Source organism: Vibrio sp. La 4.2.2, assembly GCF_027586995.1.
Classification (GTDB): Bacteria; Pseudomonadota; Gammaproteobacteria; order Enterobacterales; family Vibrionaceae; genus Vibrio; species Vibrio mediterranei.
In genome coordinates, this window is the sequence record NZ_JAPPTJ010000005.1 from 497,380 (window position 1) to 521,513 (window position 24,134).

Genomic DNA, 24,134 nt, shown 5'->3' on the forward strand with positions numbered 1-24,134 from the left:
AATTAAAACATGACTAAACCGACTATTGCTCTTGTATTAGGTGACCCTTCCGGAATTGGCCCTGAAGTTGCGGTTAAGGTGCTCGCTGACGAGGCAAACAGACAGCAAGCCAATATTCTTATCATTGCTGATGAATACGAACTTCGCAAAGGCATGGATATTGCGCAGGTGACATTTGATTACGATGTGGTGGATTCATTCGAGCAAGCCAATTTTGTCGACAATAAGCCTGTTCTACTGAAATTTAGCAGCTCTCATGCCGAGCCTATTGAGTACGGTAAAGCCACGGCGCAAGGCGGAACTTATGTGCTTGAAACACTCAAGATAGCGGTTGATTTAACCCTAGCCCATAAAACCCACGGTATTTGCTTTGCGCCTTTGAATAAGCAGGCGATGAGCATGGCAGGTTTGGCTCACCGTGATGAACTGTCGTGGTTTGCAGAGCTAACTGGGTATCAAGGATTTGGTTGTGAAGTCAACGTTGTTGACGACATTTGGGCTGGTCGCGTTACCTCTCATATTCCATTCAAGAATGTTGTCGATAACCTCACGGTTGATTCGGTTTTGGAAACCATTGAGCTGATGGACAAAACATTGCGATCTGCAGGTTTTGAGTCGCCACGAATTGCCGTTCAAGCTCTTAACCCACACGGTGGGGAAGGTGGACTGTTCGGTGATGAGGAAATTACCACTATTACACCGGCAATTGAAAAAGCGAAGCAAAAAGGCATCGAAGCATTCGGGCCATTCCCTGGTGACACGACTATGTGGGTTGTAGAGAAAGAATCGATGAATTCGATTGTTTCTATGTACCACGACCAAGGCGCGACAGCGCTGAAAATGATGGGCTTTGATCGCGGTGTAACAGTTCAGGGAGGAATCCCAATTCCAATCGCAACCGCTAACCACGGCTCTGCCTTTGATATTTACGGCAAGAATGTTGCCTCAACGCCTGCAATGGAAAATGCGCTGAAGCTGACCACAAGAATGGCGACTAGTTATCAACTAAAACAACAATAAATCAAATGGTGAACCCCATGAGAAAGCCAAAAAAACTGATTAATGATCCAATGGCGGTGGCAAGAGAGCAATTTGATGGTCTCTTAGTTGCGATGAATGGCAAGCTGGAAGGCTTACCGGGTATTACCGCAGCAATGCGTACCGAATTTCCTCAGGATAAAGTCGCTATCGTGACAGGTGGTGGTGCAGGTCACGAGCCATTATTTGCAGGCTACGTCGGCAAGGGGCTCGCGGATGCCGCGGCTCTGGGCGATATTTTCGCCGCTCCTGCTCCTAACGTGATTTTGCAGACGACTGAAGCGGTCAACAATGGCAAAGGCGTGATTTACATTTACGGTAACTATGCGGGCGACAATATGAATTTCGATATTGCTGCCGAACTTGCGGACGATGATGACATCAAAACTCACACCATTCGTGTTTGGGATGATGTGGCTTCTGCACCGCTAGAAAAAATCGAAGAAAGACGCGGTACAGCGGGTGATTTATACGTGCTAAAAATCGCGGGTGCAGCGTCTGAAAAATACGATGACTTTGACCAAATTGTGGCAGTGACTGAACGCGCTCGCGACTACACCCGCTCAATTGGCGTGGCATTGTCGGCGGGCTCAGTACCACAAACCAATACCTTTAACTTTGAACTGCCAGATGATGAGCTAGAAATTGGTATGGGGTTGCATGGTGAACCGGGCGTATCCCGCGAGAAAATGACCTCTGCTGACGAAGTCGTCACCCGTCTCATTAATGATCTGTGCACTGATCTTCCGTATCAATCTGGCGATGAAGTGTGTCTTTTGGTTAATAACCTAGGCGCATCGACTTATATGGAACTTCTTATTGCTACCAAGCAAGCGCATGCGCTTCTGGCAGAGCGCGGCATCACTGTTCATGACACGTTAGTCGGTAACTACTGTACGTCTCAGGAAATGTCTGGCTACTCAATTACTTTATTAAAACTGGATGATGAGCTGAAAGCGCTCTACGACCTACCTTGTGAATCATTTGCTTTGAGGAAATAACAATGGATGTATTAACAGCGAAAAACATGATGGCTTATGTGGCAAAGAACATGGTCGATAGCGAACCTATGCTGACTAAGTATGATCAAGCGATTGGTGATGGTGACCACGGCATAGGTATGGAGCGAGGCTTTCTAGCCGTTCAGACGCTGCTGACGGACGAATTTCAACCAGAAGATGTCAGTAAGCTGATGCTGAAAATTGGCTCTACTATGATGGCTACCATGGGCGGGGCTTCTGGGGCGATCTTTGGTACCTTGTTCCGTAGCGGTGCTAAGTCCATCAAAGGTGCAGAGCAACTAGATACCGAAACACTGGCGACATTCTTAGCCGGCGGCTTGCAAGGTGTTTATGACCGTGGTGGTGCAAAACCAGGGGACAAGACGATGATTGATGCCCTAGTAGCAGCTGTTGAAGCATCTGAAAAACTTTCTGGTGACTTGACGAAAAACCTACCTGCAATTGCTGCTGCCTCCAAGCAAGGTGTTGAAGCAACTAAAGATATGATTGCCACAACTGGTAAAGCGAAAACTCTTGGCGAGCGTTCACTGGGTCATCCAGACCCAGGCGCGGTTTCTATGTCTCTTATCTTACAGTTCATGTCTGAGTATGCGTGCGAGCAGGTTCCAGCATGAAGAAAATCTGGGTCGGCACAAGCTGGAAAATGAACAAAGACGCTGCCTCGGCAGAGTCATGGGCAGCGGCAGTGGAACAGGCGGTCGAACGGTCAGATGGCCGAATTCAACCTTTTGTTATTCCGCCATTCCCTTACCTTTCTCAAATGGCACAAACGATAAATGCAGATGCGATCAAACTTGGCGCACAGAATATGTGCTGGCAAGACAGCGGAGCATTTACCGGTGAAGTGTCACCATTGATGCTGAAAGATTGTGGTGTCTCTATTGTGGAGATCGGTCATTCTGAGCGACGCGCCATGTTTGGCGAGACGGACAAAACCGTCAATCTTAAAGTACTCGCGGCTTTAAAGCATGGCCTAACGCCACTGGTTTGTGTCGGTGACACCGCAGAGGAAAAGATGTGGGGCGTATCAGTAGAGTCTGTTGTGCGTCAGGTTAAAATTGCGTTGTATGACGTTCCTCTAGATAAAGTAGCCAACGTTGTTCTTGCTTATGAGCCTGTATGGGCAATTGGGGAAGGAGGCACTCCGGCAACCAAAGAAGAAGCCGAAAAGGTACATTGCGCAATCCGTGATGCACTGGTGGAGTGCTATGGTCAAGAGGTCGCGGATAATGTGGTACTTCTATACGGTGGCAGCGTCAATCTAACTAATGCCTCAGAGCTACTAGACCAAGCCAATATTGATGGCGTGTTTGTTGGTCGTACGGCATGGAATGCCGAAGGCTACGTTGAACTGCTCAGTATTGCCAATAGCAAGTTGGAGCACTAACTATGGAGCAAGTGAAGTTACTATCACTCATTGTGTTTGGACTGTTAGTCGCCAAAACGTTACCAATCATGACGAAAAGTCGCATTGATTGGAGTAGAAATGTGGCTTTCAGTTATCTCACGCCTTGTTTGTTCTTTACTTCACTTGTTCAGGCTGACCTCTCTCAACTTCCTTCACCAAAGCTACTAGCTACTTATGGTTTGGGATTGGGAGGTTTATTTTTCGCCGTCCGTTTTTGGCTCTCCGTCAAAGGCAATGACACTGCTGCGGCGGCGACGATCAAATCGATTTCTGCGCTGTACCCTAACGCCGTTGGTATTGGGGGGCCATTGGTGTTCTCACTGTATGGTCCAGAAGCTGAATTGATCTTGATGGGAATTATCGTGACCAATTTGGTCGTGGTGTTGCCCATGGTCAACATACTTATGATTCGTTCGGGGGAGCCGGGTTTCTACTCTTATAAAAAAGTCGTGACCGACCCGATTCTACTCGCAATTGCCACAGGGTTATTGATTAATGTATGGGGCATTACTCTTTATCCGGCAGTTGTTGATGGCCTCGCGCTCATTGGCTGGGCCGCTCTTCCGGTTATTTTATTTATTCTTGGTGCAAGCCTAAGTTGCTATCCGTTCCGCTCATTAATGCAAGAGAAAGTGTTACTTCTTCTTACTGTGAAAATCGTCGTATTTCCACTAACAATGCTGCTCTTCGCAAGCTTGGTATTTGAACTTTCTCAAATTGAAGTTCAAGTCCTGGTGATTCTAGCCAGTCTACCAACGGGTATTAACGTGTACTTATTGTCTGAGCGATACCAGGTGGCAAAAGAAGCAACGGCGAGCGTGATACTGTTCACCACTATGCTCTCGTTGGTGTCGCTAGTGACATGGGAAAAGGTGCTCCAAGTAACATAATTAAGGGATTAATGTGATGGGAATATTAGATAGATTAGCCATCAATACGGCGATTTTTGATGGACATGATTTAAAAACGTCGTTGAAAACAATCAGTCAATTGGGCTTAGGTAAAGTCGAATTTGCCTTCAACCAAGGCTATGTTGGTCAACTTGATAGTGACATGTTCTCCGAGAGCCATGCTCAATACTTATTGTCTCTTTTAGAGAAAGAGCAACTTAAATCAGATGCGCTGGGCTGTACCATGAATTTGGCGGCACCGAGTGCGATAGATGACTTTATGATGAGAATCGATTTTGCTCATCATCTAGGAGTGACTTACCTTAATACCTGTACTGGTCCCATTGCCGATCGTGCAACCATTATCACCAATCTTAAAGTGTTATCGGAATACGCCAAAGACAAGGGCTGTGTCATCTGCATTGAGAATGGTGGTGATCATAACTTTAATGCGTTTGCGACGGCTCACGATGGTGTTCGAATGCTTTCAGAAGTTAATCATGATGCGTTAGCGCTAAATTTCGATCCGGGTAACTCAGTCTCTCTTGTACCCAATTTAAGCCCGAGTGAAGAAGCTAAGATGGCGTTGCCTTTCTGTCAGCATTTCCACATTAAAGATGTGCAAATTCATGATGACAAGTTTACGTTCCCAGCGCTAGGGCAGGGGGTAATTAACTTTGAGCCAATTATCCAGACGCTTGCTAACCGTCAACTGCCATTCAGTATTGAAAAGCCCCTGCGTATGTATCGACGCAAAGACACCTTCCCAATTCGTGGGCGCTCGCCAGAAAGTATGGAAAACATTGTAGCAGCACTACAATCTAGCGTGTCCTACATTCAACAACTTGCCGAACAATAACATAGGTTTTCTTATGCCAATTAGCTGTATCAAAGATGTCATTGAAGACTATAAACAAGGAAAAATGGTCATCCTAATGGATGATGAAGATCGTGAAAATGAAGGCGATATTATGATGGCGGCTGAGTGTATCTCAGCCCAAGATATCAACTTTATGGCAACCCATGGTCGAGGGCTGATTTGTCTCACATTAACGCAGCAGCGTTGCCAAGAGTTAAATTTGTTCCCTATGGTTCAAAATCCTACTGAGCCTTGGGCAACCGCGTTTACCGTATCGATTGAAGCAGCGCAAGGTGTCACGACTGGTATTTCTGCTGAGGACCGAGCAGTGACTGTGCAGGCTGCTGTTGCCAAAGGTGCGCAACCTCAAGACTTAGTACAACCGGGGCATATTTTCCCGTTGGCGGCCAAAGATGGCGGGGTGTTGGTTCGCGCTGGGCATACAGAGGCAGGCTGCGATTTAGCGAGATTAGCTGGTCACGAGCCAGCTTCAGTTATCGTTGAAATCCTCAATGACGACGGCACGATGGCTCGACGTCCGCAATTGGAAGTGTTTGCTGAAAAGCACGGCATTAAACTAGGGACGATTGCCGATCTTATCGAATACCGAAACGCGACAGAAACGACCATTAAACGCGTTGCAAGCTGTCAGATCCCGACAGAATTTGGTGAGTTCTCAATGGTGACTTATAAAGATACCGTGGATAACCAAATTCATCACGCCATGGTGAAGGGGAGTATTGATGAGCAGCCGACTAACGTTCGAGTTCATGTGAAAGACACTTTCCAAGATGTGCTGTTCTCTACTCGCGAATCTCAATCATCATGGACACTAAACAAAGCCATGGCCACCATTGCTGATCGAGGAGGGGTATTGGTGATCCTAGAAGGGCAGGATAGTACCGAGTCGCAGATAGCAAAAGTAAAACGTTATCAGGCGTTAGACCAAGGGGAAAACTACCCACAAAGCAAGAAAACCAGCTCATCACGACAGGTAGGAGTTGGTTCCCAGATCCTTGCTGACCTCGGTGTCTCCAAGATGAATCTCCTGTCTTCGGCAGACAAAAAATACCACTCGCTGTCTGGCTTTGGTCTGGAGGTTGTGGATTATATTGAACCCATTTAATCGTTAACCATGACACTAATAATCAAAAAGCAGCTTTCGGCTGCTTTTTTGCTTGTTGGTTTAGAGCAGTTAGATTGGCAGAACCATCTTATGGCTTTCAAAAAGGGACTTCTATAGAATGGCGACAAACTTAACCTAGGATGCGCTAAAAGCGGATGAATAGTAGTCTCAAATACATTGCGGGGTATCCGCAAAACCTTATTGAACAAGTATCTTCACTAATAGAAAGCGGACGTTTTGTCACGTGGTTTGAAAAGCGTTATCCCGAACGTCATCAAATCCAAAGTGAAAAAGCCTTATTCGACTACACCATGGATATCAAGCAGCGCTACATGAAAAAAACAGCGCCGATTTCAAAAGTCATTTGGGACAACAAAATTCACTTGATAAATAACGCGCTTGGTTTGCACACCTATGTGTCCCGCTCTCATGGCGGCAAGCTAAAATCTAAGAACGAAATTCGCATTGCTAGCGTGTTTAAGCATGCGCCGGAGCCGTTGTTGCGGATGCTAGTGGTGCACGAACTTGCTCATATCAAAGAAAAAGAGCACGACAAATCGTTTTACCAATTATGCTGTCATATGGAGCCTGACTATCACCAGTTAGAGTTCGATGCGCGCCTATTTATGATCTATCAGGAACTTAAGCATGAAGCCCGACAACAATAAACGTGCTCAGAGCAAATCGGGTCACACTAAGAAGAACAAAAAGGTGAGCTCAGAAACCACGCTAGTTAAGCGTCATGCTGAGGGTCTTCACAAAGACAATTTACACCATGGACGCTACGATTTTGTAGAGCTCACGCAGGCACTCCCTGAACTGAAGGACTATGTTATCAGCAATCCTAAAGGGGAGGCGACGATTATGTTCTCTGATCCTGCTTCGGTTAAGCTCCTCAATCGCGCTCTGCTCAAGGCCTACTATGGTATAAACTTTTGGGACATTCCTGAGAGTTACTTGTGTCCTCCTATCCCCGGCAGAGCAGATTATGTACATCGACTTAATGAGTGGCTGCAATATGACTTAATGCGAGAGCAGTCTGAGAAAGCTCGTCTTAAGGTTAAAGCGCTTGATATTGGCACTGGCGCAAACTGCATCTATCCGATTGTTGGTGCGACGCGTCATCACTGGAATTGGATAGGGTCGGATATCGACCCTGTCTCGGTGAGTTGTGCCAAAGAAATCGTCAATAATAACGACAAACTGGCGCGGAAAATTGAGATTCGTCATCAGCAAAACAGCAATCATATCTTTGCTGGTGTGATTGCTCCTGATGATTTCTTCGTCGCGACCACTTGCAATCCGCCTTTCCATAAATCGATGGAAGACGCGCAAAAAGGCACAGAGCGAAAAAACAACAATCTCTCGAAAAACCAAAAGTCGCGTGGTCAGTCCGGTGCAACCAAGTTGAATGGGAAGCTCAATTTTGGCGGACAAAATGCAGAACTGTGGTGTCCCGGAGGAGAGGAAGCATTTGTCCTCAATATGGCTCAGGAAAGTAAAGACTTTGCATCACAAGTGATTTGGTTTAGCACCTTACTGTCCAAAAAAGACAATATCCGCCCACTTAGAAAGCGTCTAGAAAAACTAGGTGTCTCTGAAATTGTGATTCAAGAAATGGCACAAGGGCAGAAGAAAAGTCGTTTCTTGGCATGGACGTTCATGTCGGCAGAAGAAAGACAAGATAGGGTCAAAGCACTACTTTAATACGTTAACTTGCTCAAGCAGCGCTTGGTACTTGTTGACTAACATCCAGTTCTCCGATTTTCGCTCAAGCTCGATTAATAACACGAGGTTGTTTCGCTGATAACCATAACGTTGGCTAAAGTCGAGCAATCTCAATCGAGCTTGATGCAATTGGTCCTGTTCTATTTCTAACGCCGCTAATTGCAAACTAGAGATTGGACGCAGCGGTTGGTGTTCAACTGACTTGCTGAAATAGTATTTGGCTTGATGACTTTTTCGCGCTTTTAGAGCGCATAACCCCGCATTTTCATAGGTTTCGGCGACAGCATAATAATTAGGCTTGTCGATCGCTTGATTAAATAAGACATCAGCCCTTTGAAATTCCCCTTGCTTACACAAAAAAGTACCATAGTTATTGTAAACCTTGCCGTTGTTTGGATGTTCATCAAGTGTTTTCTTGTATAGCTCTGCCGCTCTATCAACTTCTCCGACTACATCGAGATAGTACGCTAAAGACAAACTGCTTTTGTAGTAGTGGGGTGCATATTTCATGGCTTTTTCTAAGCTTTGACGTGCTTTGGAATACTGTTCAAGTTTGACGTAGTTAAGACCCAAAGCAATACGTGTATCAGCCATATCTATGGGGCTGTGTTGAGCATTGCTATTATCCTCATGAACGGTAACACAACCACTTAATGTCATCGATGCGAGCATTACGATATGAGTATGGATTTTCATAGTTCTGTCCCAAATTCCTAAATGTCATACTGTGATTTTGTTTCGATCATCATAAGTAGATGCCGGAACTAACGTAGGAAAACGGGGTAACTGTGCGAGCGAATCGTCAAAACTCAATGATGGTTGTGAAGTGCGTGCAAATCATTTTGCTTATAAAGTAGCCATTTAAGATAGAATAATGACTCTAATCTATATCTATTGTGTGAACTTCGTTAGAGTACTCGAGACAAAATAAATAGGTGTAATAGCAATGAGCACAAATAACAAACCTTGGTTAAAGACGTACCCCGATGATGTTCCTGAGTTTGTCGATATCGACCAATACACCAACATCAATGAGATGTTCGTTAAGCCGTTCGAGCAATTCGCGGACAACACAGCGTTTGTCAACATGGGACATTCACTCACGTATCGCGATTTAAACGAGAAAAGTGATGCCTTTGCTGCCTATCTTCAGAACGAACTTAGGGCGAAAAAGGGCGATAGAATTGCTCTGATGATGCCGAACTTACTGCAATATCCGATCACCATTCTTGGTGCATTGAAGGCAGGACTTGTTGTGGTTAACGTCAACCCACTTTATACGCCAAGAGAACTTGAGCATCAGTTGCGTGACTCGGGTGCAACGATCATTGTGGCAGTGACTAACTTTGGCAACAGCTTACAACAGGTGGTTGCTAAGACCAGCATCAAGCATGTCATCTTGACGAGCATTGGTGATGAACTTGCACCACATAAACGAACGCTAGTGAATTTTGTGGTTAAGTACGTGAAAAAAATGGTGCCTAAGTACCATTTGCCAGGGGCGATTTCATTGAGACGTGCGCTTACTGACGGTAAACGTATGGACTTTAACCCTCCTGTGATTGAAAGCAGTGACCTTGCTTATCTGCAGTACACTGGCGGCACCACAGGTCTTGCGAAAGGCGCAATGCTAACCCACAGAAACATCATTGCGAACGTGCTGCAAGTCTATGGCCATTTCGGTCCTAGAACCTCGAAAGACAAAGAGCGTGCGGTAACTCCTTTACCGCTTTACCACATCTTTGCCAATTCAGTCAGTATGATGTTGATGATGTACATGGGTGGTAGCAATCTTTTGATCACGAATCCTCGTGATTTGAATAGTTTTGTCAATGACTTAAGTAAATATCCGTTCACGATGATATTTGGTCTTAATACGTTATTTGCTGCATTGAACAATCACGCCAAATTTAGAGAGTTGGATTTCTCCAATGCTGAGTTCACCATTGCTGGTGGCATGGCTACTCAAAAACACATCGCAGACGAATGGCAAAAGATTACAGGGATGCCAATCATTGAAGGCTACGGTTTGACGGAATGCTCGCCTGTAGTCGCAGGTGGTGTTCATACGCAGCAGTCCTACGTGCCTGCGGTAGGAGTGCCCTTGCCAAGTACCGAACTGCGTATCGTAGATGAAAACGGTCAGCCACTGGGTGTAAATGAAGTCGGAGAGATTCAAATCCGTGGTGACCAAGTAATGAAAGGCTATTGGAAGCAAGAAGCGGAAACCAACGCTATCTTAACCAAAGATGGCTGGTTGTATTCGGGCGATATTGGTCGTATGGACGAAGACGGTATCTTTTATATCGAAGACCGTAAGAAAGATATGATTTTGGTTTCTGGATTCAATGTGTTCCCAACGGAAATTGAAGAGGTAGCGACGCTACACTCGAAAATTGTTGAGGCTGCAGCGGTAGGCGTGCCTGATGATGTAGCTGGGGAACGCGTCAAGTTAATCGTAGTGACTAGTGGTCCAGTTACCGTTGATGACATTAAAAAGCACTGTCGTCAACACCTCACAGGATACAAGATCCCTAAAGTAATTGAGTTTAGAGATGAGCTGCCAAAAACCAACGTAGGTAAAATTTTACGTCGAGTTCTACGTGATGAATAAGATCGGACAGCTCACGCAATAGTCGGATAAAATTGGCGCTCTGCATATTCATAAGCCACACTTTTAGTGTGGCTTTGTTTATTAGGAGGCAGCGATGAAAAACGAACTGGACCCCGGAAAAGTACTTCAAGCCTACGACAACATAATGGAACATGGCGCTGATACAGAGTTTGGCAAGATCTATGGCGGTGTTGAAGCGTTCTCAGATTATGATGGTTATAACGTGTATATGAGAGGTAATGGTGTAGAGCTGAAAGTGGGCTTTCACAATACCTATCATTTGGAATACGACCAAGAACACTTGCGTGATAGCTTTTTGAAAAAAGTAGCGTTATTGGCGAAGTAAAATCGTAGGAAAGCAGATGATATCTCCCCAATAGCTGGGGAGATAGGTAGATATTGCCGCAATAGGATTTAGAAAGTAGGTCGCAAGACTGCCTTACTCGTCTGTGGTAAACGCATCTGCACTGAAGTGTTCCAAATCGTAAGGCGTTTGCTGGTATACACAGTAGTTGAGCCAGTTGGCAAACAATAAGTGCCCATGACTTCGCCAGCTCGCAATAGGTTTATTATCAGGGTTGTTGTTCGGATAATAATTGACCGGAATTGCGGGCTCCATACCTTCACCAAGGTCACGGACATACTCGCCGTGTAGAGTGTGTGAGTCGTACTCAGGGTGACCTGTCACAAATACATTTCGTTTGTCCTTGGTTGCCGCAAGGTAGACACCTGCTACATCTGAGGTCGCTAGGATATCTAGATCCGTATGTGACTCCAGATACTCGGGCGAGAAATCCGCATAGCGCGAATGGGGGGCAAGGAAAGAATCATCAAAACCACGCAGTAGCGGGTGGTATTGATGCTGAATAGTATGGTGGTAAACACCGGACAATTTCTCTTTGCGAGTTCTTTTCGGCAGGTCGAATAACAGCTTCAGTCCCGCTTGAGCCGCCCAGCACACATACAAGGTAGAGGTCACGTGCTTGTTGGCCCAATTCATAATGGTTTGCAGATGTTCCCAGTAAATCACGTCTTCAAATTGAACTAGACCGAGTGGTGCTCCGGTAATAATAAGTCCATCGAAGTTACGATCTTTGATCGTTTCAAACTGACGGTAGAAGGTATCTAGGTGTTCCGTTGGTGTGTTCTTGCTTGGTCTGTCATCAATGCGCAGCAGCTCGACATCAACTTGTAGTGGACTATTCGAAAGCAATCTTAGGAACTGGGTTTCCGTTTCAATTTTCTTTGGCATCAAATTGAGGATCAGTACTTTGAGTGGTCGAATTTCCTGCGTGGCAGCACGCGTCTCCGACATCACGAAGATATTTTCGTTTCTCAATACGTTGGATGCAGGCAGTTGATCGGGAATCTTAATTGGCACAGCTTTCTCCCTAAGCTAATGTTTGGTCATCTGGACGTCTATACATCTAAAGTTAACGCAAACGTTTTTGCTTGTCGATAGTTAATTTTAGTTCAATTCGAGTATGACCAACGAATCAAACCGTGTACTGAGCCTGAAATTGGGTACAATGCTTGGTTCTATATGTTTGAAGGTACCAGCAATTGAAATTGACGCTAATCCGTGGCTTACCTGGCTCAGGAAAAACAACGTTAGCAAAGACATATGATGCACAACATTTCGAAGCCGACATGTATTTTGTTAATGTTCACGGAGACTACTGCTATGATCCTGACTTGATTGAACAAGCACATTTGTGGTGCCAGAAGCAGGTCGAACTGGCTCTTGCCAAAGGTGAGAATGTAGTAGTGGCAAATACCTTCGTGCGACGTTGGGAAATGAAGGCGTATAAAACGCTAGCGCAGCAATTCAATGCGGATTTGGAAATTATCGTTTGTAACGGTAAATACCAAAATATCCATGGAGTTAGTGATGCTGTCATTGCTAAAATGCGTGCTCGCTGGCAAGACTGAACGCATGAAATGTAGCGCAGTGTCGTGATAATGATGTATCAAATAACGCTGATCAAATTAAAGGCTCAATGGGACAATGGCTAAACGTTCACCCGTCATCGAAATGACGTCTTATGGTATTTATTCCACTTGGGATTCCGGCTCTAAAGAGCTGCCTAAAATTCAAGATTTCACCACCATAGTGCCAGCCGATGAGCACATTGAATTTGGCTTTATTGTTAATATCAAAAAGGCCAAAGGGGAGCGCGTTCGATACTGTATTTACCATCCTGGCATCCTTGGTAAGAAAGGGCAGGTGTTGGAACCTTTTGATGGTGAAGAGCATATCGGCAGTAATGATTGGGACTTCTATCTGGGGGACACCATTCAGCTGTTTCACCCTATCGATGGCTTTGAAAGCAATCTAGGGGAGTGGCGCATGGTACTTGAAATGCAAGGACGTGTGGTTGCGGAGAAGAAGTTCAAAGTAACAGCAAGAGATGAAGGTCAGTTTTGGAAAAATCGCGGCTTTTAATATCAGTTCGTCTTAATAGCTTCGTCCATCGAGTTGAGGATAAAGCACAGGTTATCGCAAGCGCTTCCCAATCCGGATGCACGCTCAAACGCATCCGCCGCTCACGCAATTGGCTCGTTACTGGTCGCAAAGAACAACTGGCGTCGTTCGCATTAGATGCCAGAGTAGGTTGGATATCGGTTGCGATAGAGAAAGTGTTATCGGAGTATAAGTCACCCATTCAACAAGTATTAGAGCGAAACCCTGAAGTAACCATTGCAGAATTGATGCATGAGTCGGGTTGTACTTTAGTGGAAGCTCGTGCAGCCATTGATGAATATGAGGGGCTATAAAAAACGCTGCATTCCACAGGTGTGAAATGCAGCGCTAAGTTCTATTGCTAGATTTAAGCCGTTACGTAGCCAATAACGAAGTCAGTGATTTTCACCATATCGTCAATAGCGATGTACTCTTCAGTAGTATGAACTTTTGCCATACCAGTAGAAAGGTTTACAGTTGTTAGACCTTTACCGTTGAAGTTGTTCGCGTCACTACCACCACCAGTATGTTTTGTGTTGGCTTCGATGCCGTTTGCTTCAAAGACTTGTTTAACCTTCAGAACGTGTGCGTCGTCTTCTGCGATAACAAAAGCGTCGTAGGCACGTGTTGATTCGATCTCGACTTCTGCACCGAATTTCTCAGCCGACGCTTGGAAAGTATCAACCATATGCTTAACTTGAGCGGTTAGCTTGTCGCTGTTTAGTGAACGTGCTTCGGCAACCACAGTTAGCTCTGGCATTACGATGTTAGTTGCTTGGCCACCGTTAACAGAACCGATGTTTGCTGTAGTTTCTGAATCGATGCGAAGCAGCTTCATGTTTGCGATAGCATCTGCGGCAACCATTGCTGCGCTGATGCCTTCTTCGGGAGCTAGACCTGCGTGAGCTGGGCGACCTTTGATTTTAGCAACAATTTTTTGTTGGCCCGGAGCACCCGTTACGATGGTTCCGATTGGGCCACCAGTATCAAGTACTATCGCGTTGTTTGATTGGATGTAGGACATATCGAAGTGTTCCGAACCGAACAGGCCACCTTCTTCGTGAACGGTGAAAGCGACTTCGATAGTTTTATGTTCACGGTTTTGCTCTTTAAGGCAACGTACCGCTTCCATTACTGCTGCAATACCAGACTTGTCGTCTCCACCAAGAATCGTATCGCCCTTTGAGCGAATAATACCGTCTTCAATGATTGGCTCGATGCCAATACCTGGAGTTACTGTGTCCATGTGAGCACTGAATACAATGCTACCGTCAAGCGTACCTTCAAGGCGACCATATACATTAAACCCATTGGTATACTGTTCTGGTACAGGAAGTTTGCTTACGGCGAAACCTAGCTCACCCAGCTGTTCAGCAATAGCTTCAGCAATGGCTTTTTCATTGCCAGATTCGCTGTCGATTTTAACAAGATCAAAGAAGTGGTTAACAAGGCGGTCGGTATTTACTAGTGTCATAGGATTACTTCACGTTATGAAACAGGGACACTCACTTTACACCCTATGTTTACGTGCTAGACCTGAGGTAAATCAAAAAAAGTGCCGCATTTTAGGTAAATCGACTGACATCAAGGCTGTTTGTGCTTAGAAAATTGGTAACAAGCTGCAACAGTGGTGGAAATGATAAGAAAACTACCCAACCATTGAAGGTTTGTAAGTTGCTCTTGCAAGAAAATTGCCGCGAAAATCAACCCAAATAGTGGCTCTGTGCCCATCAAAAGTGATGCTTGACTTGCGTGAAGAAACTTGACGGCGTAGTTCTGCAGGAAAAACGCCATAAGGGTACAACCTAAAGCAAGGTATATTAAGCAACTCGAGGTGACCCAATCAAGTTGCATCATAGTTGTTGTAAACTGGGTAGCCGACCCTTCTTTGAACATTAATAACAAGCTTACGACAGTAACAACCGAGAGTTGAATAAAAGTAATCAGTTCGGTATTCAACTCGTGTCCCGTGAAGGCTTTTCGGCAGGTAACAACCATGATCGCTCTGAGTACGGCTGCGATTAGAACTAATGCGACTCCCAAATTGAAGGTAAAGTCCTGTTGAGTCACGTTGGAAAGCAAAGCGACACCTACCACCCCTATAAAACAGTATCCTACCAAGCCTTTAGGCAATGAAACCTTAAGCCATACCTTTTCCAAGAATGGAGTGAACAGGATACAGAGACTGATGAGGACAGCAACTTGTCCTGCTTGAGCGAGCATCACAGCCCATGTTTCGGTAATGAATATGCAGCTCAAGATAGCACCAGTAAGTAATCCTACTTTTAAATAGCCAATTGCGTTGTTAGTAAATTCAATGAAGAGCTTTTTCTTATATAGGATTACGACTAGTACGGCACAGCTTAAAGCGAAACGGGCGAACAATAGTTGTGGGACACTAAGTGTTTGAAGAACCTGTTTTGACGTTCCGTAACTGGTACCCCAGACGATTGATACCGCGAGTAACCCTATAACCGCCCAATTCACTGTGAAACTTTGTGCGTAATTCCTATCCATTTGTAATTGCTCTTAAATATTTTTTGTGAATAATTCTATCGATATGCTAACTTATGAATAACAAAGTGATAATACTTCCGAAATGCATAGGACTTATGACTGATGGACACAAATAAACTCATGGCACTTTTGCCGGATATTGCTGCGTTTGTGACAGTTGTTGAAGCTGGGAGCTTCACCGCCGCCTCGCAGAGGTTGGGTATGACGCCATCAGGAGTAAGCCGCCAAATAAGTCGACTTGAGGCTGCGCTTAATGCTGATCTACTTGAACGAACAACGAGAAAACAGGTAACAACGGACACTGGCAAGGTAGTGTACGAGTTCAGTAAGAAAATCATGGAGTCTGCTTCTGATATCGCCAATATTGCCAGTCAGGAAGGGGGAGAAGCCCAAGGCGAACTAAGGATTTCAGCTCCCAAAGCTTTCAGTCGCCACATTTTAGAGCCATTAATGCTGCCGTTTCTCGATTTGTACCCGAAGGTAAAACTTCGCCTATTGGTTAGTGATGAGTTCGTTGACCCTTTTGGTCACAACCTAGATATCGTTTTCGAGCTGACACACTTCCCAAGAGAAAATTTGGTAGCAAAAACACTTGGTGAAATCAAAGCCGTGCTGTGTGCGAGCAAATCGTACCTTCAAGAGCATGGTATTCCGTTCCATCCAAATAACTTATTGAATCACAATTGCTTATTTCTCAATGAACAACCAAACGATAATGTATGGCTTTTCAACAAGGATGGAGAAAACGTTAAAGTTCAAGTTGACGGCCGTTACTCAGTTAACCACTCCGAGATGCGGTTAAATGCAGTGAAAAGTGGAATTGGTATTGGTATCTTCCCAGAATTTGTGGTGGAAAAAGCTTTGAGAGAAGGTGACGTCTTACAGGTGTTACCGGAATGGCATATTAATTCTCGGTATCAAGGGGAAATAGTGATGCAATTTCCCCAGTCAAAGTTCATGCCCGCCCGAAGACGAGCATTTATTGACTATATGGTTGCGTCAATGAAGCCCACTAAAGTAAGTTCATAAATCGCTGCGGGTAGTCACTGAAAATTGCATCAACTTGTTGTAAATGCTTAAAAGATTTCGGGTTATTAACGGTATAGCACCAGATCTGTAAGCCACGCTCTCGCAACGTTCTAATGTGCTTTTGGGTAAGCCAACGATAATTGAGATGGCAGCTGAATGCCTCTACCTCATCAATAGTTTTTAAAAGACGGTTATTAAGCCGGTTACCTAGCACACCTAGGCGCACGCCAAGTTTTGCTTGATACAGTGCAAGCATTACCTCACGACTAAAACTTGAGATAAGCAACTGATTTCGGTCTATCTCACAGGCATTGAGCCGTTCTGCAAGTAGAGCAACGACGTGCTCCGCATCATGTTTATCAACCTTGACCTCAATATTGATGCTCAGCTGGTTAGTCTGACAGTAATTGAGTAATTCATCGAAGCTCATCAGTCGCTCACCAGCAAACTGTGGTGCTTTCCATGACCCAAAGTCGAACTGACTAAGTTGTTCGAATGTTAATTCATCGATTCTGCCAGTGCCATTACTGCATCGGTTAATAGTGTGGTCGTGACAAACCACTAGTATGTCATCTTTAGTCGGTTGAACATCCACTTCAACCCAGGTGAGGCCCGCTCTTTTTGCTGCTTGAATACTTGCTAGGGTGTTTTCTGGATGGGTTCCAGCAACACCGCGATGACCCGCAATTAATGTGCTCATAAATATTCCTAGACACTTATCAATTCAACATAGATGAATGATGTTTATGTTGCAAAAATGTTACCTGAAGGCTATCTTGGTGAAAAGACATCAGACCAGTCAGTGAAAGATGAAGATTCATCAAATTAAAGGATATATACAACAAATCTATTTGGTTGAGTACCCAGATAAATTGCTCTTGTTAGACGGTGCAAGCCGAGCTGACGTGGGCACTATACTGCGTTTTATCACCGATGATTTACAGAGGCAAGTTTCTGATTTAAAAGTTATCGTCGTGACCCATATGCACCCAGACCACGCTGGAGCTGCTCATCGGCTCAAAGCTATTACAGGAGCTAAAATTGTCTCTGCGGCGAAAGAGCGTGATTGGTATTCCGGGATAGATGGCTTTTTGATGCATGTTACAGACTTAGTGTTGGCTTGGTATATGGCGAAGCGGTTAGGGCAACCTAGAAAAAACCTATGGTACAACAAGGCATTAAATGCGGATTACCAACTGATTGATGGTGATACTGTACCGTTATTTGCTGACTGGCAAATACTTGACACGCCGGGTCACACAGACCGAGATATCTCGGTCTATAACCCTAATGAGTCGATTGTTTATGTTGCGGACTTAATGGTGCAAGTGAAGCAGCATCTCATCGCACCATTTCCTATATTTCATCCAAATCAATATCGAAGATCAGTGGAGAAAGTGTACAACTTAAACGCTGAGCAGATTCTGTTGGCGCACCGAGGCCCTGTGGTTTTTGATGAGCGTGCAAAAGAGCATATTCTTGACACCGCGCCAATGAGACCAGTGACTCATTGGCGGGTAACGAAAATCAAACTTAAAGGGATGTTTAAGTCCGTGCTGACTGCGCGTTAATTTTGCTTAGGCTTATCGTGTTTAGGGAAGATAAGCGCCGATGTGTCGAATCCGGCTTCATAAGCGATTTTCAAATACTGGTCTAACTTTGCTTCCTTGATGGTAGGTGTTCTCGATAAAATCCAAAAGTAATCGGAATTGTAGCCACTGACTAGTGCAGCAGAATAATCTGGTTCTAAATAATAGACTACATAGCTTCCATAAAAAGGTCCGAAGAAAGACACTTTAAGGTGCGCGATATCGGGTGACGAGACAAATTTTGCTTTGCCTTCCGCTTCCGACCATTCCTGCTCTTTCGTGTCCCAACCACGATTTAGCACTTTTACAGAGCCATCGTCATTCAATGAGTAGGTAGCGGACACATTGTCTAGCCCCCGCTCGAAGCTATGGTCCAGTCGAGCCACCTCATACCATCTGCCAAGATAGCGGTCGAGATCGAAACCTGTAACGGGCTGTACTTTGTCGGGAATGCCAGTACAACCGAGTAACAACAGTGGTAAGCTCACCACAAAATAGCGAAGAATTGTTTTTATCAAGGTAGACTCCTTTTAATACCTAACTGACTCTTTCTAAATAGAATATACGACAAAAATCAGAGTTCAGCTTACAATGATTGCATCTATATCCTATTGCGAATACTCTGGAAACGAACATGTTCATTAATTCTAGGTATTACTGCGTCAATGTTTGAGATATTCATTGTATTAGCGTTACTGGTGGGGTTGTTCCTTGTTGCTCAGAAATACTTTGTAAAGCAGGAAGACACAAGATCGTATCAGTACAAAGTGAAGGGACCAATTCTCTCTTCGGCACAAACAGCTTTCTATAATGCATTAAAAGAAGCTGTAGGGGAGCATGGTGTCATCTTAACTAAGGTCAGCATGGCTAATGTAGTGACTCCTCAGAACATTAGTAATAAGAAGCAATGGTTCATTGCTAATAACGTGATTGCCAAAAGCTACTTCGATTTTGTTATTTGCGATCCGAGAACGATGCAACCCAGAGTCGTGATCGAGTACGACAACGGTCAAAAGTTGGATAAAGGCAAAGTTGAACGTCAAAAGCTGATTATGCAAGTGTGTAAATCTGCAAATATCCCACTCATAGGTGCATCTGTTAAGTTGAGCTACCAAGTCAGTAAGATAAGACGTTTGCTTGCTGCACATATTGATCTTATTGAACCCGAAAAAGAAGTCCGTTTCTGTAAACGCTGTGGTAGCCCTATGACGATAAAGACGGCAACGCAGGGTGATTTCAAAGGACGACGTTTCTTTACTTGTAGTCGTCAACCATTGTGCCAATACACCGAAAACTACAACGTCGTTTTCGATGATGAGGAATAAATACGTAGTACCATTAGGTTCAACAAACTGATGTAATTCACATTTTTACTGGTTAAAAGCATAAAAAAGAGTCGAATTGATGGCTTCTAAGCCAAACGATACCAAAAACACAAAAATCTACTTGCACAGCTTGGTATCTCTCGTTAATATCCATCTCGTTCCAAAGACGATGGGTCCGTAGCTCAGTTGGTTAGAGTACTACCTTGACATGGTAGGGGTCGGCGATTCGAGTTCGCCCGGACCCACCATCCTCACTTTGAATCACGATTCAAAGGGAACACAAAATTTGGGTCCGTAGCTCAGTTGGTTAGAGTACTACCTTGACATGGTAGGGGTCGGCGATTCGAGTTCGCCCGGACCCACCAAATTTTCGAAAGCCCGCTTCTCTGAAGCGGGCTTTTTCGTATGTAAAAAACTCATGTTCCAAATAGTAACTGTTTTAAGCCTAACCGTGATTTATTTGTTATCCCCAAGATAGATAACCATAATTCACATAACTTAGATACTCTTCAAATAACTAACTATGCCGTTCTTTTTTGGCAAAGTTCCCCTTCAAAAACGCTGAGAAGTACGGCTCGCCCTCAATGATCTTTAGTTTTTACATGACACCATGTGGTTATATATATCCAAATATGAACATTATATTTACCAGAATACATAGTTCTTATGGTGAATGTGGACTATTTTTAATTTTTCTTAGGCTATTAACTGTTAATTATTCAGCATTCCATACGGAAGTTTTTATTTCTCTATGACGTAATATTACTTATTCCGACACTCCATTACCTTTTGTTCTAACATTGGTTTAAATTGAGCTGCTATTGATTTTAATGTTATTAGTGTGGTGGTGTAATGTGATCTGTGTTTATTTTTAACTCGCACTTTGTTCCTGCCCTAAAATAGAATTCTTGCTCTAAATAATAATAATCATTAAACGTCATGTCAGTTGGTCTGTTTGTTAGCATTTTCGCTTACGGGGGAGTAACTAATGGAATGTCTTAAAAGTCTTGAATGTTTTAACTGTATTCGAATTAAGAATATTGAGTACCGGTTTGATCTTCAATTAGAGAAGAGAAAGAACAAAGTAATAGACCGAAAAAGCAATCGAGTATGGAGTGAGACATGTTTAAGAATGCTTTGCTGCTTAAACCAAACACCTCAAGGTGTGGTTCTATCGAAAAATGAGATTGTTGATTTTGTTTGGGACGGAGAACCAATAAGCGAAAGTAGTTTGCTCCAATTGGTGTACTGCACGAGAAGGAATCTGGCAGATAAAAATATAAGGATTATAAGCATACGGGGCGTAGGCTACGCACTCGTAGAAGGGGAGAACGCCATTTATGTGTGTGCAAATTGACAGATTTATTAAAGGAATCAAGCATAGCAGCGCAAATTACCAGTACAAAATGCAAGGTATATATAGTGCAAGTGAGCAATGTATAGGGTATGAGGTTCTAATTGACCAAATAAGAAGTCGAGAAACTTTGCTTGGCCCCAATGTTCATAGTGACTTAACGTTTTCATCATCAGCTAATTATTTGCTAGAACGAATAAAAGTCGCCGTTGAGAATGGTAGGTTTGAATGTGATTGGTCTGGGAAGTATATCTTTCTCAACATAGAGCGAAGCAATCTATGTGATATTACCTTGTTAGCGAGACTTATTGAGTTAAATAGCTATCTATTAGAAAAACAAATTGGGCTAGTTGTGGAAATGACTGAACGAAACGTGTGTGGCAGATGCGTACGAATCATAGAGGGGCTTACTCTGCTAAAACAGAATGGCATAGTGACGGCAGCGGATGATTACGATATTTACAAGTCGGACTTTCGTGCTAATGAATTGGATATGAACTTATACGAGTTCATCAAAATTCAATCTCCCAGTTCGGCAAGAGAAGTGGATATGCTTGAAACCTTCGCACAGGTAAGGCCGGAAAAAATAATCATGGAACATGTTGAGTCTACGTCGATATTCAAAATGTTAGTTGGCTTAAATCGATTCTTTTGGGGATATCAAGGCTACTGCTTTGACAAAGGTACCCCAATCTATATTTAGCTGAGGGTTTAATTTTGACTGATATTGAGAAGTATGCAGAGACCGCTTCAAAGTTAGAGAGACAGCGTCAATTTAATGAAGCATCTATTTACTGGAAGAAGGCCGTAGAGCAAGCCACTGCCCGTCAGGATAAAGCGTGGTATCAAATAAGGTACCGTTTTTGTGCCAAGCAAAGGGAAAAATTATGAGTTCTTTCGTTGAACAGCATACTGAAACGATTACTGCTTCTTTGCAGGAGTTTGGGTTCACTGAAGTTCAGCGTGGGAGTGATGACTCTAACTTCTTTATTATAGGAAAACTTAAATATGTAAATATCTGTATATCTTGCAACTTGATAAGTAAGAGTTACGAGTGCGATATCCTAGCTAACAATGGCTATCACAACCTTGTATCAGATATTCCAACGATGGTTTTTTCGATTGATGCGCCATTGGAGGTAAATGTACTTGGTGCCATCAGGGTGGCTCATATCCAAGAGAGAGCCTTGGCGAAGTATGTACAGACGCGTGCTAAGTTCAGTGCTATTAACCAGCTAAAGAGGTTAAAAGAACAAAACCAAATAGGTTAACCTTAGAGTTTTGAAAGCTCGTGAGGCGTAAATTGCTTTACGAGTTTTGCTACATTATATTTTTCAGAAGTAAATGAAATTAACTCTATCCGTATATTTCATCTGGGTATCGAATTTATGGTTACAGTCGGTTAAAACTTAACGTTGAAATAACATGACTCCATTCCTTTAATTCGAAATAATCGTTCTGAAAATACTGAACATTCGAGAAATATTATCTAGAAGATTTTACGCTCTCGGGCTAAGCAAGAGCGCTTTGATGTAGTGACCTCAACTGACAAGTAGCTAAGTGTCATTCTTTCACGATAGCCTGTCAGTAATGAACTGTTGTACTTTACGAAATGAAAGAACGCGGCGATTCAGTCATCCGCGTTCTTTCATAATGCAATATGTTAAGCGTCTTCTGGTACTAAATTAGGAAGCTGCCAATCTCCGCCTAGTGATTTAAAGACTCCTACTGTCACTTGTGCAGTCTGCAACCTTGCCGCTAGTAATCTATCTTCCATAATACGCTGCTGGCGTTGTGCATCGAGCAATGCAAGATGGTTGATAAGGCCTGCTTTGTACAATGATTGTGCTTTACTTAATGCGTTGTCAGAGGCGTTTAGTGCTTCTTGAATCCGTTGCTCATTTTGCTGGCTTCGCCCATACGCAAACAGCATAGAGTCGACCTCGGTGATTGCAGTGTTGACCGAGTGTTCGTAGCCAAGTACTGCTGCGTCAAAGCGTGCTTCGTTCAACTCAACCAGTGCTTCGCCTCTTCCTCCATCAAACACGTTCCAGCTCACGCCAACCGCACCAGCCCACCCAACAGAGTCAGAATCAAATAAATCATCAAAGCTGCTTGCCGATACTCCCGGAGTTCCAGTTAGGAAAAACTTGGGGTAACGATTGGCAATGCTAGCTGCGACTTCTTCGTTTAACGCGGCCATTTCACGTTCAGCAATGCGTATATCTGGGCGACGTTTTAGAAGATCAGATGGCAGGCCAACGGGGATAACACCTTCTAGACTTGGCAGACCAGCACTGCTAGCAAGGCGAATATCGACTTGAGTAAGAGGTTCACCTAATAGAGTTGCCATCCGTTGTTTATGAACTTGTTGGGCGATTTCCAGTTGTGGAATAACCGACTCAGTTGCAGCCAGCATAGTTTGAGCTTGTGCTAAGTCGAGTTCAGAGCCATAGCCACTTTTTACCAGTTTCTTTACTAGCTCTAATGTCTTAGTTTGGTCGGCCAAGTTTGCGTCAATCAACGCCATTCTCTCTTGAGCGCCACGATACTGTAGGTAGTTGTGCACCAAGTCTGCGGTAATTAGGGTATTGAGCCCACTGCGGTAGATTTCTGCTTGTTCAACACGAATCTTGGCGGCGTTCGACTGTCTTTCGATACGCCCAAACAGATCCATTTCCCAACCTATGCTAGCGCCAGCAAACACGCCATCATGCTGATTATTTAGCAAGGTTGTGGAGTCTAAAGGTGTGCCAGTTGGCAGCGAGTCTCCGATAGGGTTTAATGCTGGACCTAATAGGGAATCATTCTTACTCAACTGATAGTTAAAGTAGCCCGCCCCAATGTTAACAGTAGGGACTTTAAAAGAGCTCACTACAGATTGATAACTGTTGGCCATTTTTATCCGCTCGGCTGCCATTTTAAGCGGGATATTTTGACGCTGCACATCTTGTACCATTTGATTTAGTGAGTCGTCGTTAAAGCTTGTCCACCAGTAATCGTTCTCAGCTTGTTGCTTGTTACTACCATATAAGTAAGTGTTTGATAGAGTCATCGTTGGTTCTGTGTAATCAGGCCCAACAGCACAGCCCGCTAATGTTATCGCGAGAGTCAAAGGAGCAAGTTTTATCGCCTTAAGTAGGCATTTACGTGAGTGATGCGTTTTCATGT

28 protein-coding genes and 2 tRNA genes are annotated in these 24,134 nt (G+C 44.0%); 23 read left to right on the forward strand and 7 right to left on the reverse strand.

Annotated elements, in window-relative coordinates; all coding sequences use genetic code 11:
• Positions 1-9: 9 nt before the first annotated feature.
• The 9 genes from OH456_RS14255 (at position 10) to rlmF (ending at position 8,050) form a co-directional block, all read left to right on the forward strand.
• Positions 10-1,020, forward strand: a complete 1,011-nt coding sequence (locus OH456_RS14255) for a 4-hydroxythreonine-4-phosphate dehydrogenase PdxA (protein ID WP_096443718.1) — start codon at positions 10-12, stop codon at positions 1,018-1,020.
• Positions 1,021-1,037: 17 nt separating this feature from the next.
• A complete protein-coding gene (locus tag OH456_RS14260; RefSeq protein WP_270033701.1) occupies positions 1,038-2,039 on the forward strand; it encodes a dihydroxyacetone kinase subunit DhaK in 1,002 nt (333 codons plus the stop codon).
• A 2-nt stretch (positions 2,040-2,041) separates the two neighbouring features.
• The gene (gene dhaL, locus OH456_RS14265; protein ID WP_062457366.1) at positions 2,042-2,674 is read left to right on the forward strand and encodes a dihydroxyacetone kinase subunit DhaL; all 633 of its coding nucleotides are present in this window, start codon (positions 2,042-2,044) and stop codon (positions 2,672-2,674) included.
• The gene (locus OH456_RS14270) at positions 2,671-3,447 is read left to right on the forward strand and encodes a triose-phosphate isomerase (RefSeq protein WP_270033702.1); all 777 of its coding nucleotides are present in this window, start codon (positions 2,671-2,673) and stop codon (positions 3,445-3,447) included. Before dhaL ends, OH456_RS14270 begins: the two co-directional genes overlap by 4 nt.
• A gap of 2 nt (positions 3,448-3,449) precedes the next feature.
• Positions 3,450-4,358, forward strand: coding sequence for an AEC family transporter (locus OH456_RS14275; RefSeq protein ID WP_270033703.1), 909 nt, complete (start codon positions 3,450-3,452; stop codon positions 4,356-4,358).
• Between the two features lie 16 nt (positions 4,359-4,374).
• Positions 4,375-5,217, forward strand: coding sequence for a sugar phosphate isomerase/epimerase family protein (locus OH456_RS14280; RefSeq protein WP_270033704.1), 843 nt, complete (start codon positions 4,375-4,377; stop codon positions 5,215-5,217).
• 13 nt (positions 5,218-5,230) lie between these two features.
• Positions 5,231-6,343 (forward strand): 3,4-dihydroxy-2-butanone-4-phosphate synthase, encoded by a 1,113-nt coding sequence (ribB, locus tag OH456_RS14285; RefSeq protein WP_124939890.1) that lies wholly within the window; start codon positions 5,231-5,233, stop codon positions 6,341-6,343.
• A gap of 155 nt (positions 6,344-6,498) precedes the next feature.
• On the forward strand, positions 6,499-7,011 hold the full coding sequence (locus tag OH456_RS14290) for a M48 metallopeptidase family protein (RefSeq protein WP_031495766.1): 513 nt from the start codon (positions 6,499-6,501) through the stop codon (positions 7,009-7,011).
• Positions 6,992-8,050: a 23S rRNA (adenine(1618)-N(6))-methyltransferase RlmF gene (gene rlmF, locus OH456_RS14295; RefSeq protein WP_198557980.1), complete on the forward strand. Its 1,059-nt coding sequence runs from the start codon at positions 6,992-6,994 to the stop codon at positions 8,048-8,050. Before OH456_RS14290 ends, rlmF begins: the two co-directional genes overlap by 20 nt.
• Here rlmF and pilW read toward each other — a convergent pair.
• Positions 8,042-8,767: a type IV pilus biogenesis/stability protein PilW gene (gene pilW / locus OH456_RS14300; RefSeq protein WP_270033705.1), complete on the reverse strand. Its 726-nt coding sequence runs from the start codon at positions 8,765-8,767 to the stop codon at positions 8,042-8,044. The two genes, rlmF and pilW, sit on opposite strands and share 9 nt — an antisense overlap.
• A 250-nt stretch (positions 8,768-9,017) precedes the next feature.
• Here pilW and OH456_RS14305 point away from each other — a divergent pair, with 250 nt between their 5' ends.
• Positions 9,018-10,685 (forward strand): AMP-binding protein, encoded by a 1,668-nt coding sequence (locus OH456_RS14305; protein WP_270033706.1) that lies wholly within the window; start codon positions 9,018-9,020, stop codon positions 10,683-10,685.
• Positions 10,686-10,779: 94 nt separating this feature from the next.
• The gene (locus OH456_RS14310) at positions 10,780-11,031 is read left to right on the forward strand and encodes a DUF3081 domain-containing protein (RefSeq protein ID WP_006073778.1); all 252 of its coding nucleotides are present in this window, start codon (positions 10,780-10,782) and stop codon (positions 11,029-11,031) included.
• 93 nt (positions 11,032-11,124) lie between these two features.
• Here OH456_RS14310 and metA read toward each other — a convergent pair whose 3' ends face one another.
• Positions 11,125-12,066, reverse strand: a complete 942-nt coding sequence (metA, locus tag OH456_RS14315) for a homoserine O-acetyltransferase MetA (RefSeq protein ID WP_038225793.1) — start codon at positions 12,064-12,066, stop codon at positions 11,125-11,127.
• Positions 12,067-12,248: 182 nt separating this feature from the next.
• Between metA and OH456_RS14320 the strand changes: the two genes are divergently transcribed.
• The 3 genes from OH456_RS14320 to OH456_RS14330 all read left to right on the forward strand — a co-directional run bounded on the left by OH456_RS14320 (position 12,249) and on the right by OH456_RS14330 (position 13,463).
• Positions 12,249-12,617, forward strand: coding sequence for an ATP-binding protein (locus OH456_RS14320; protein WP_088877588.1), 369 nt, complete (start codon positions 12,249-12,251; stop codon positions 12,615-12,617).
• Between the two features lie 76 nt (positions 12,618-12,693).
• Positions 12,694-13,131, forward strand: a complete 438-nt coding sequence (locus tag OH456_RS14325) for a DUF3859 domain-containing protein (protein ID WP_270033707.1) — start codon at positions 12,694-12,696, stop codon at positions 13,129-13,131.
• Positions 13,110-13,463: a ribosome recycling factor family protein gene (locus OH456_RS14330; RefSeq protein WP_270033708.1), complete on the forward strand. Its 354-nt coding sequence runs from the start codon at positions 13,110-13,112 to the stop codon at positions 13,461-13,463. The genes OH456_RS14325 and OH456_RS14330 overlap by 22 nt, the downstream gene beginning before the upstream one ends.
• Before the next feature lie 53 nt (positions 13,464-13,516).
• Here OH456_RS14330 and OH456_RS14335 read toward each other — a convergent pair whose 3' ends face one another.
• Positions 13,517-14,623 carry a M20/M25/M40 family metallo-hydrolase gene (locus tag OH456_RS14335; RefSeq protein ID WP_062457403.1) on the reverse strand — a complete coding sequence of 369 codons (1,107 nt, stop codon included), beginning with the start codon at positions 14,621-14,623 and terminating at the stop codon, positions 13,517-13,519.
• Positions 14,624-14,733: 110 nt separating this feature from the next.
• On the reverse strand, positions 14,734-15,666 hold the full coding sequence (locus OH456_RS14340; RefSeq protein ID WP_006073762.1) for a DMT family transporter: 933 nt from the start codon (positions 15,664-15,666) through the stop codon (positions 14,734-14,736).
• Positions 15,667-15,768: 102 nt separating this feature from the next.
• On the opposite strand from OH456_RS14340, the gene OH456_RS14345 reads away from it, so the two are divergent.
• The gene (locus OH456_RS14345; protein WP_062457409.1) at positions 15,769-16,695 is read left to right on the forward strand and encodes a LysR family transcriptional regulator; all 927 of its coding nucleotides are present in this window, start codon (positions 15,769-15,771) and stop codon (positions 16,693-16,695) included.
• Here the strand turns inward: OH456_RS14345 and OH456_RS14350 are convergent.
• Positions 16,679-17,395 carry a glycerophosphodiester phosphodiesterase family protein gene (locus tag OH456_RS14350; RefSeq protein WP_270033709.1) on the reverse strand — a complete coding sequence of 239 codons (717 nt, stop codon included), beginning with the start codon at positions 17,393-17,395 and terminating at the stop codon, positions 16,679-16,681. The two genes, OH456_RS14345 and OH456_RS14350, sit on opposite strands and share 17 nt — an antisense overlap.
• A 109-nt stretch (positions 17,396-17,504) precedes the next feature.
• Here OH456_RS14350 and OH456_RS14355 point away from each other — a divergent pair, with 109 nt between their 5' ends.
• Positions 17,505-18,266: an MBL fold metallo-hydrolase gene (locus OH456_RS14355; RefSeq protein ID WP_124939882.1), complete on the forward strand. Its 762-nt coding sequence runs from the start codon at positions 17,505-17,507 to the stop codon at positions 18,264-18,266.
• Here the strand turns inward: OH456_RS14355 and OH456_RS14360 are convergent.
• A complete protein-coding gene (locus OH456_RS14360; protein WP_270033710.1) occupies positions 18,263-18,802 on the reverse strand; it encodes a lipocalin family protein in 540 nt (179 codons plus the stop codon). The genes OH456_RS14355 and OH456_RS14360 overlap by 4 nt on opposite strands.
• Positions 18,803-18,949: 147 nt before the next feature.
• Here OH456_RS14360 and OH456_RS14365 point away from each other — a divergent pair, with 147 nt between their 5' ends.
• From OH456_RS14365 to OH456_RS14385, 7 genes are all read left to right on the forward strand, one after another.
• Positions 18,950-19,609, forward strand: coding sequence for a DUF2726 domain-containing protein (locus OH456_RS14365; RefSeq protein ID WP_038225778.1), 660 nt, complete (start codon positions 18,950-18,952; stop codon positions 19,607-19,609).
• A gap of 171 nt (positions 19,610-19,780) precedes the next feature.
• A tRNA-Val gene (locus OH456_RS14370) sits at positions 19,781-19,857 on the forward strand.
• Positions 19,858-19,897: 40 nt separating this feature from the next.
• Positions 19,898-19,974 (forward strand) — tRNA-Val (locus tag OH456_RS14375).
• Between the two features lie 767 nt (positions 19,975-20,741).
• Positions 20,742-20,966, forward strand: a complete 225-nt coding sequence (locus tag OH456_RS25985; protein ID WP_373279024.1) for a winged helix-turn-helix domain-containing protein — start codon at positions 20,742-20,744, stop codon at positions 20,964-20,966.
• Positions 20,967-21,321: 355 nt separating this feature from the next.
• Positions 21,322-21,666, forward strand: coding sequence for a hypothetical protein (locus OH456_RS14380; RefSeq protein WP_270033711.1), 345 nt, complete (start codon positions 21,322-21,324; stop codon positions 21,664-21,666).
• A 14-nt stretch (positions 21,667-21,680) separates the two neighbouring features.
• Complete coding sequence (locus tag OH456_RS25990) at positions 21,681-21,854, forward strand: ANR family transcriptional regulator (protein WP_006071884.1); 174 nt, start codon at positions 21,681-21,683, stop codon at positions 21,852-21,854.
• On the forward strand, positions 21,851-22,234 hold the full coding sequence (locus OH456_RS14385) for a hypothetical protein (RefSeq protein ID WP_006071882.1): 384 nt from the start codon (positions 21,851-21,853) through the stop codon (positions 22,232-22,234). Before OH456_RS25990 ends, OH456_RS14385 begins: the two co-directional genes overlap by 4 nt.
• A 392-nt stretch (positions 22,235-22,626) precedes the next feature.
• Here the strand turns inward: OH456_RS14385 and OH456_RS14390 are convergent, their stop codons facing one another.
• Positions 22,627-24,132 carry an efflux transporter outer membrane subunit gene (locus OH456_RS14390; protein ID WP_270033712.1) on the reverse strand — a complete coding sequence of 502 codons (1,506 nt, stop codon included), beginning with the start codon at positions 24,130-24,132 and terminating at the stop codon, positions 22,627-22,629.
• Positions 24,133-24,134: the final 2 nt, after the last annotated feature.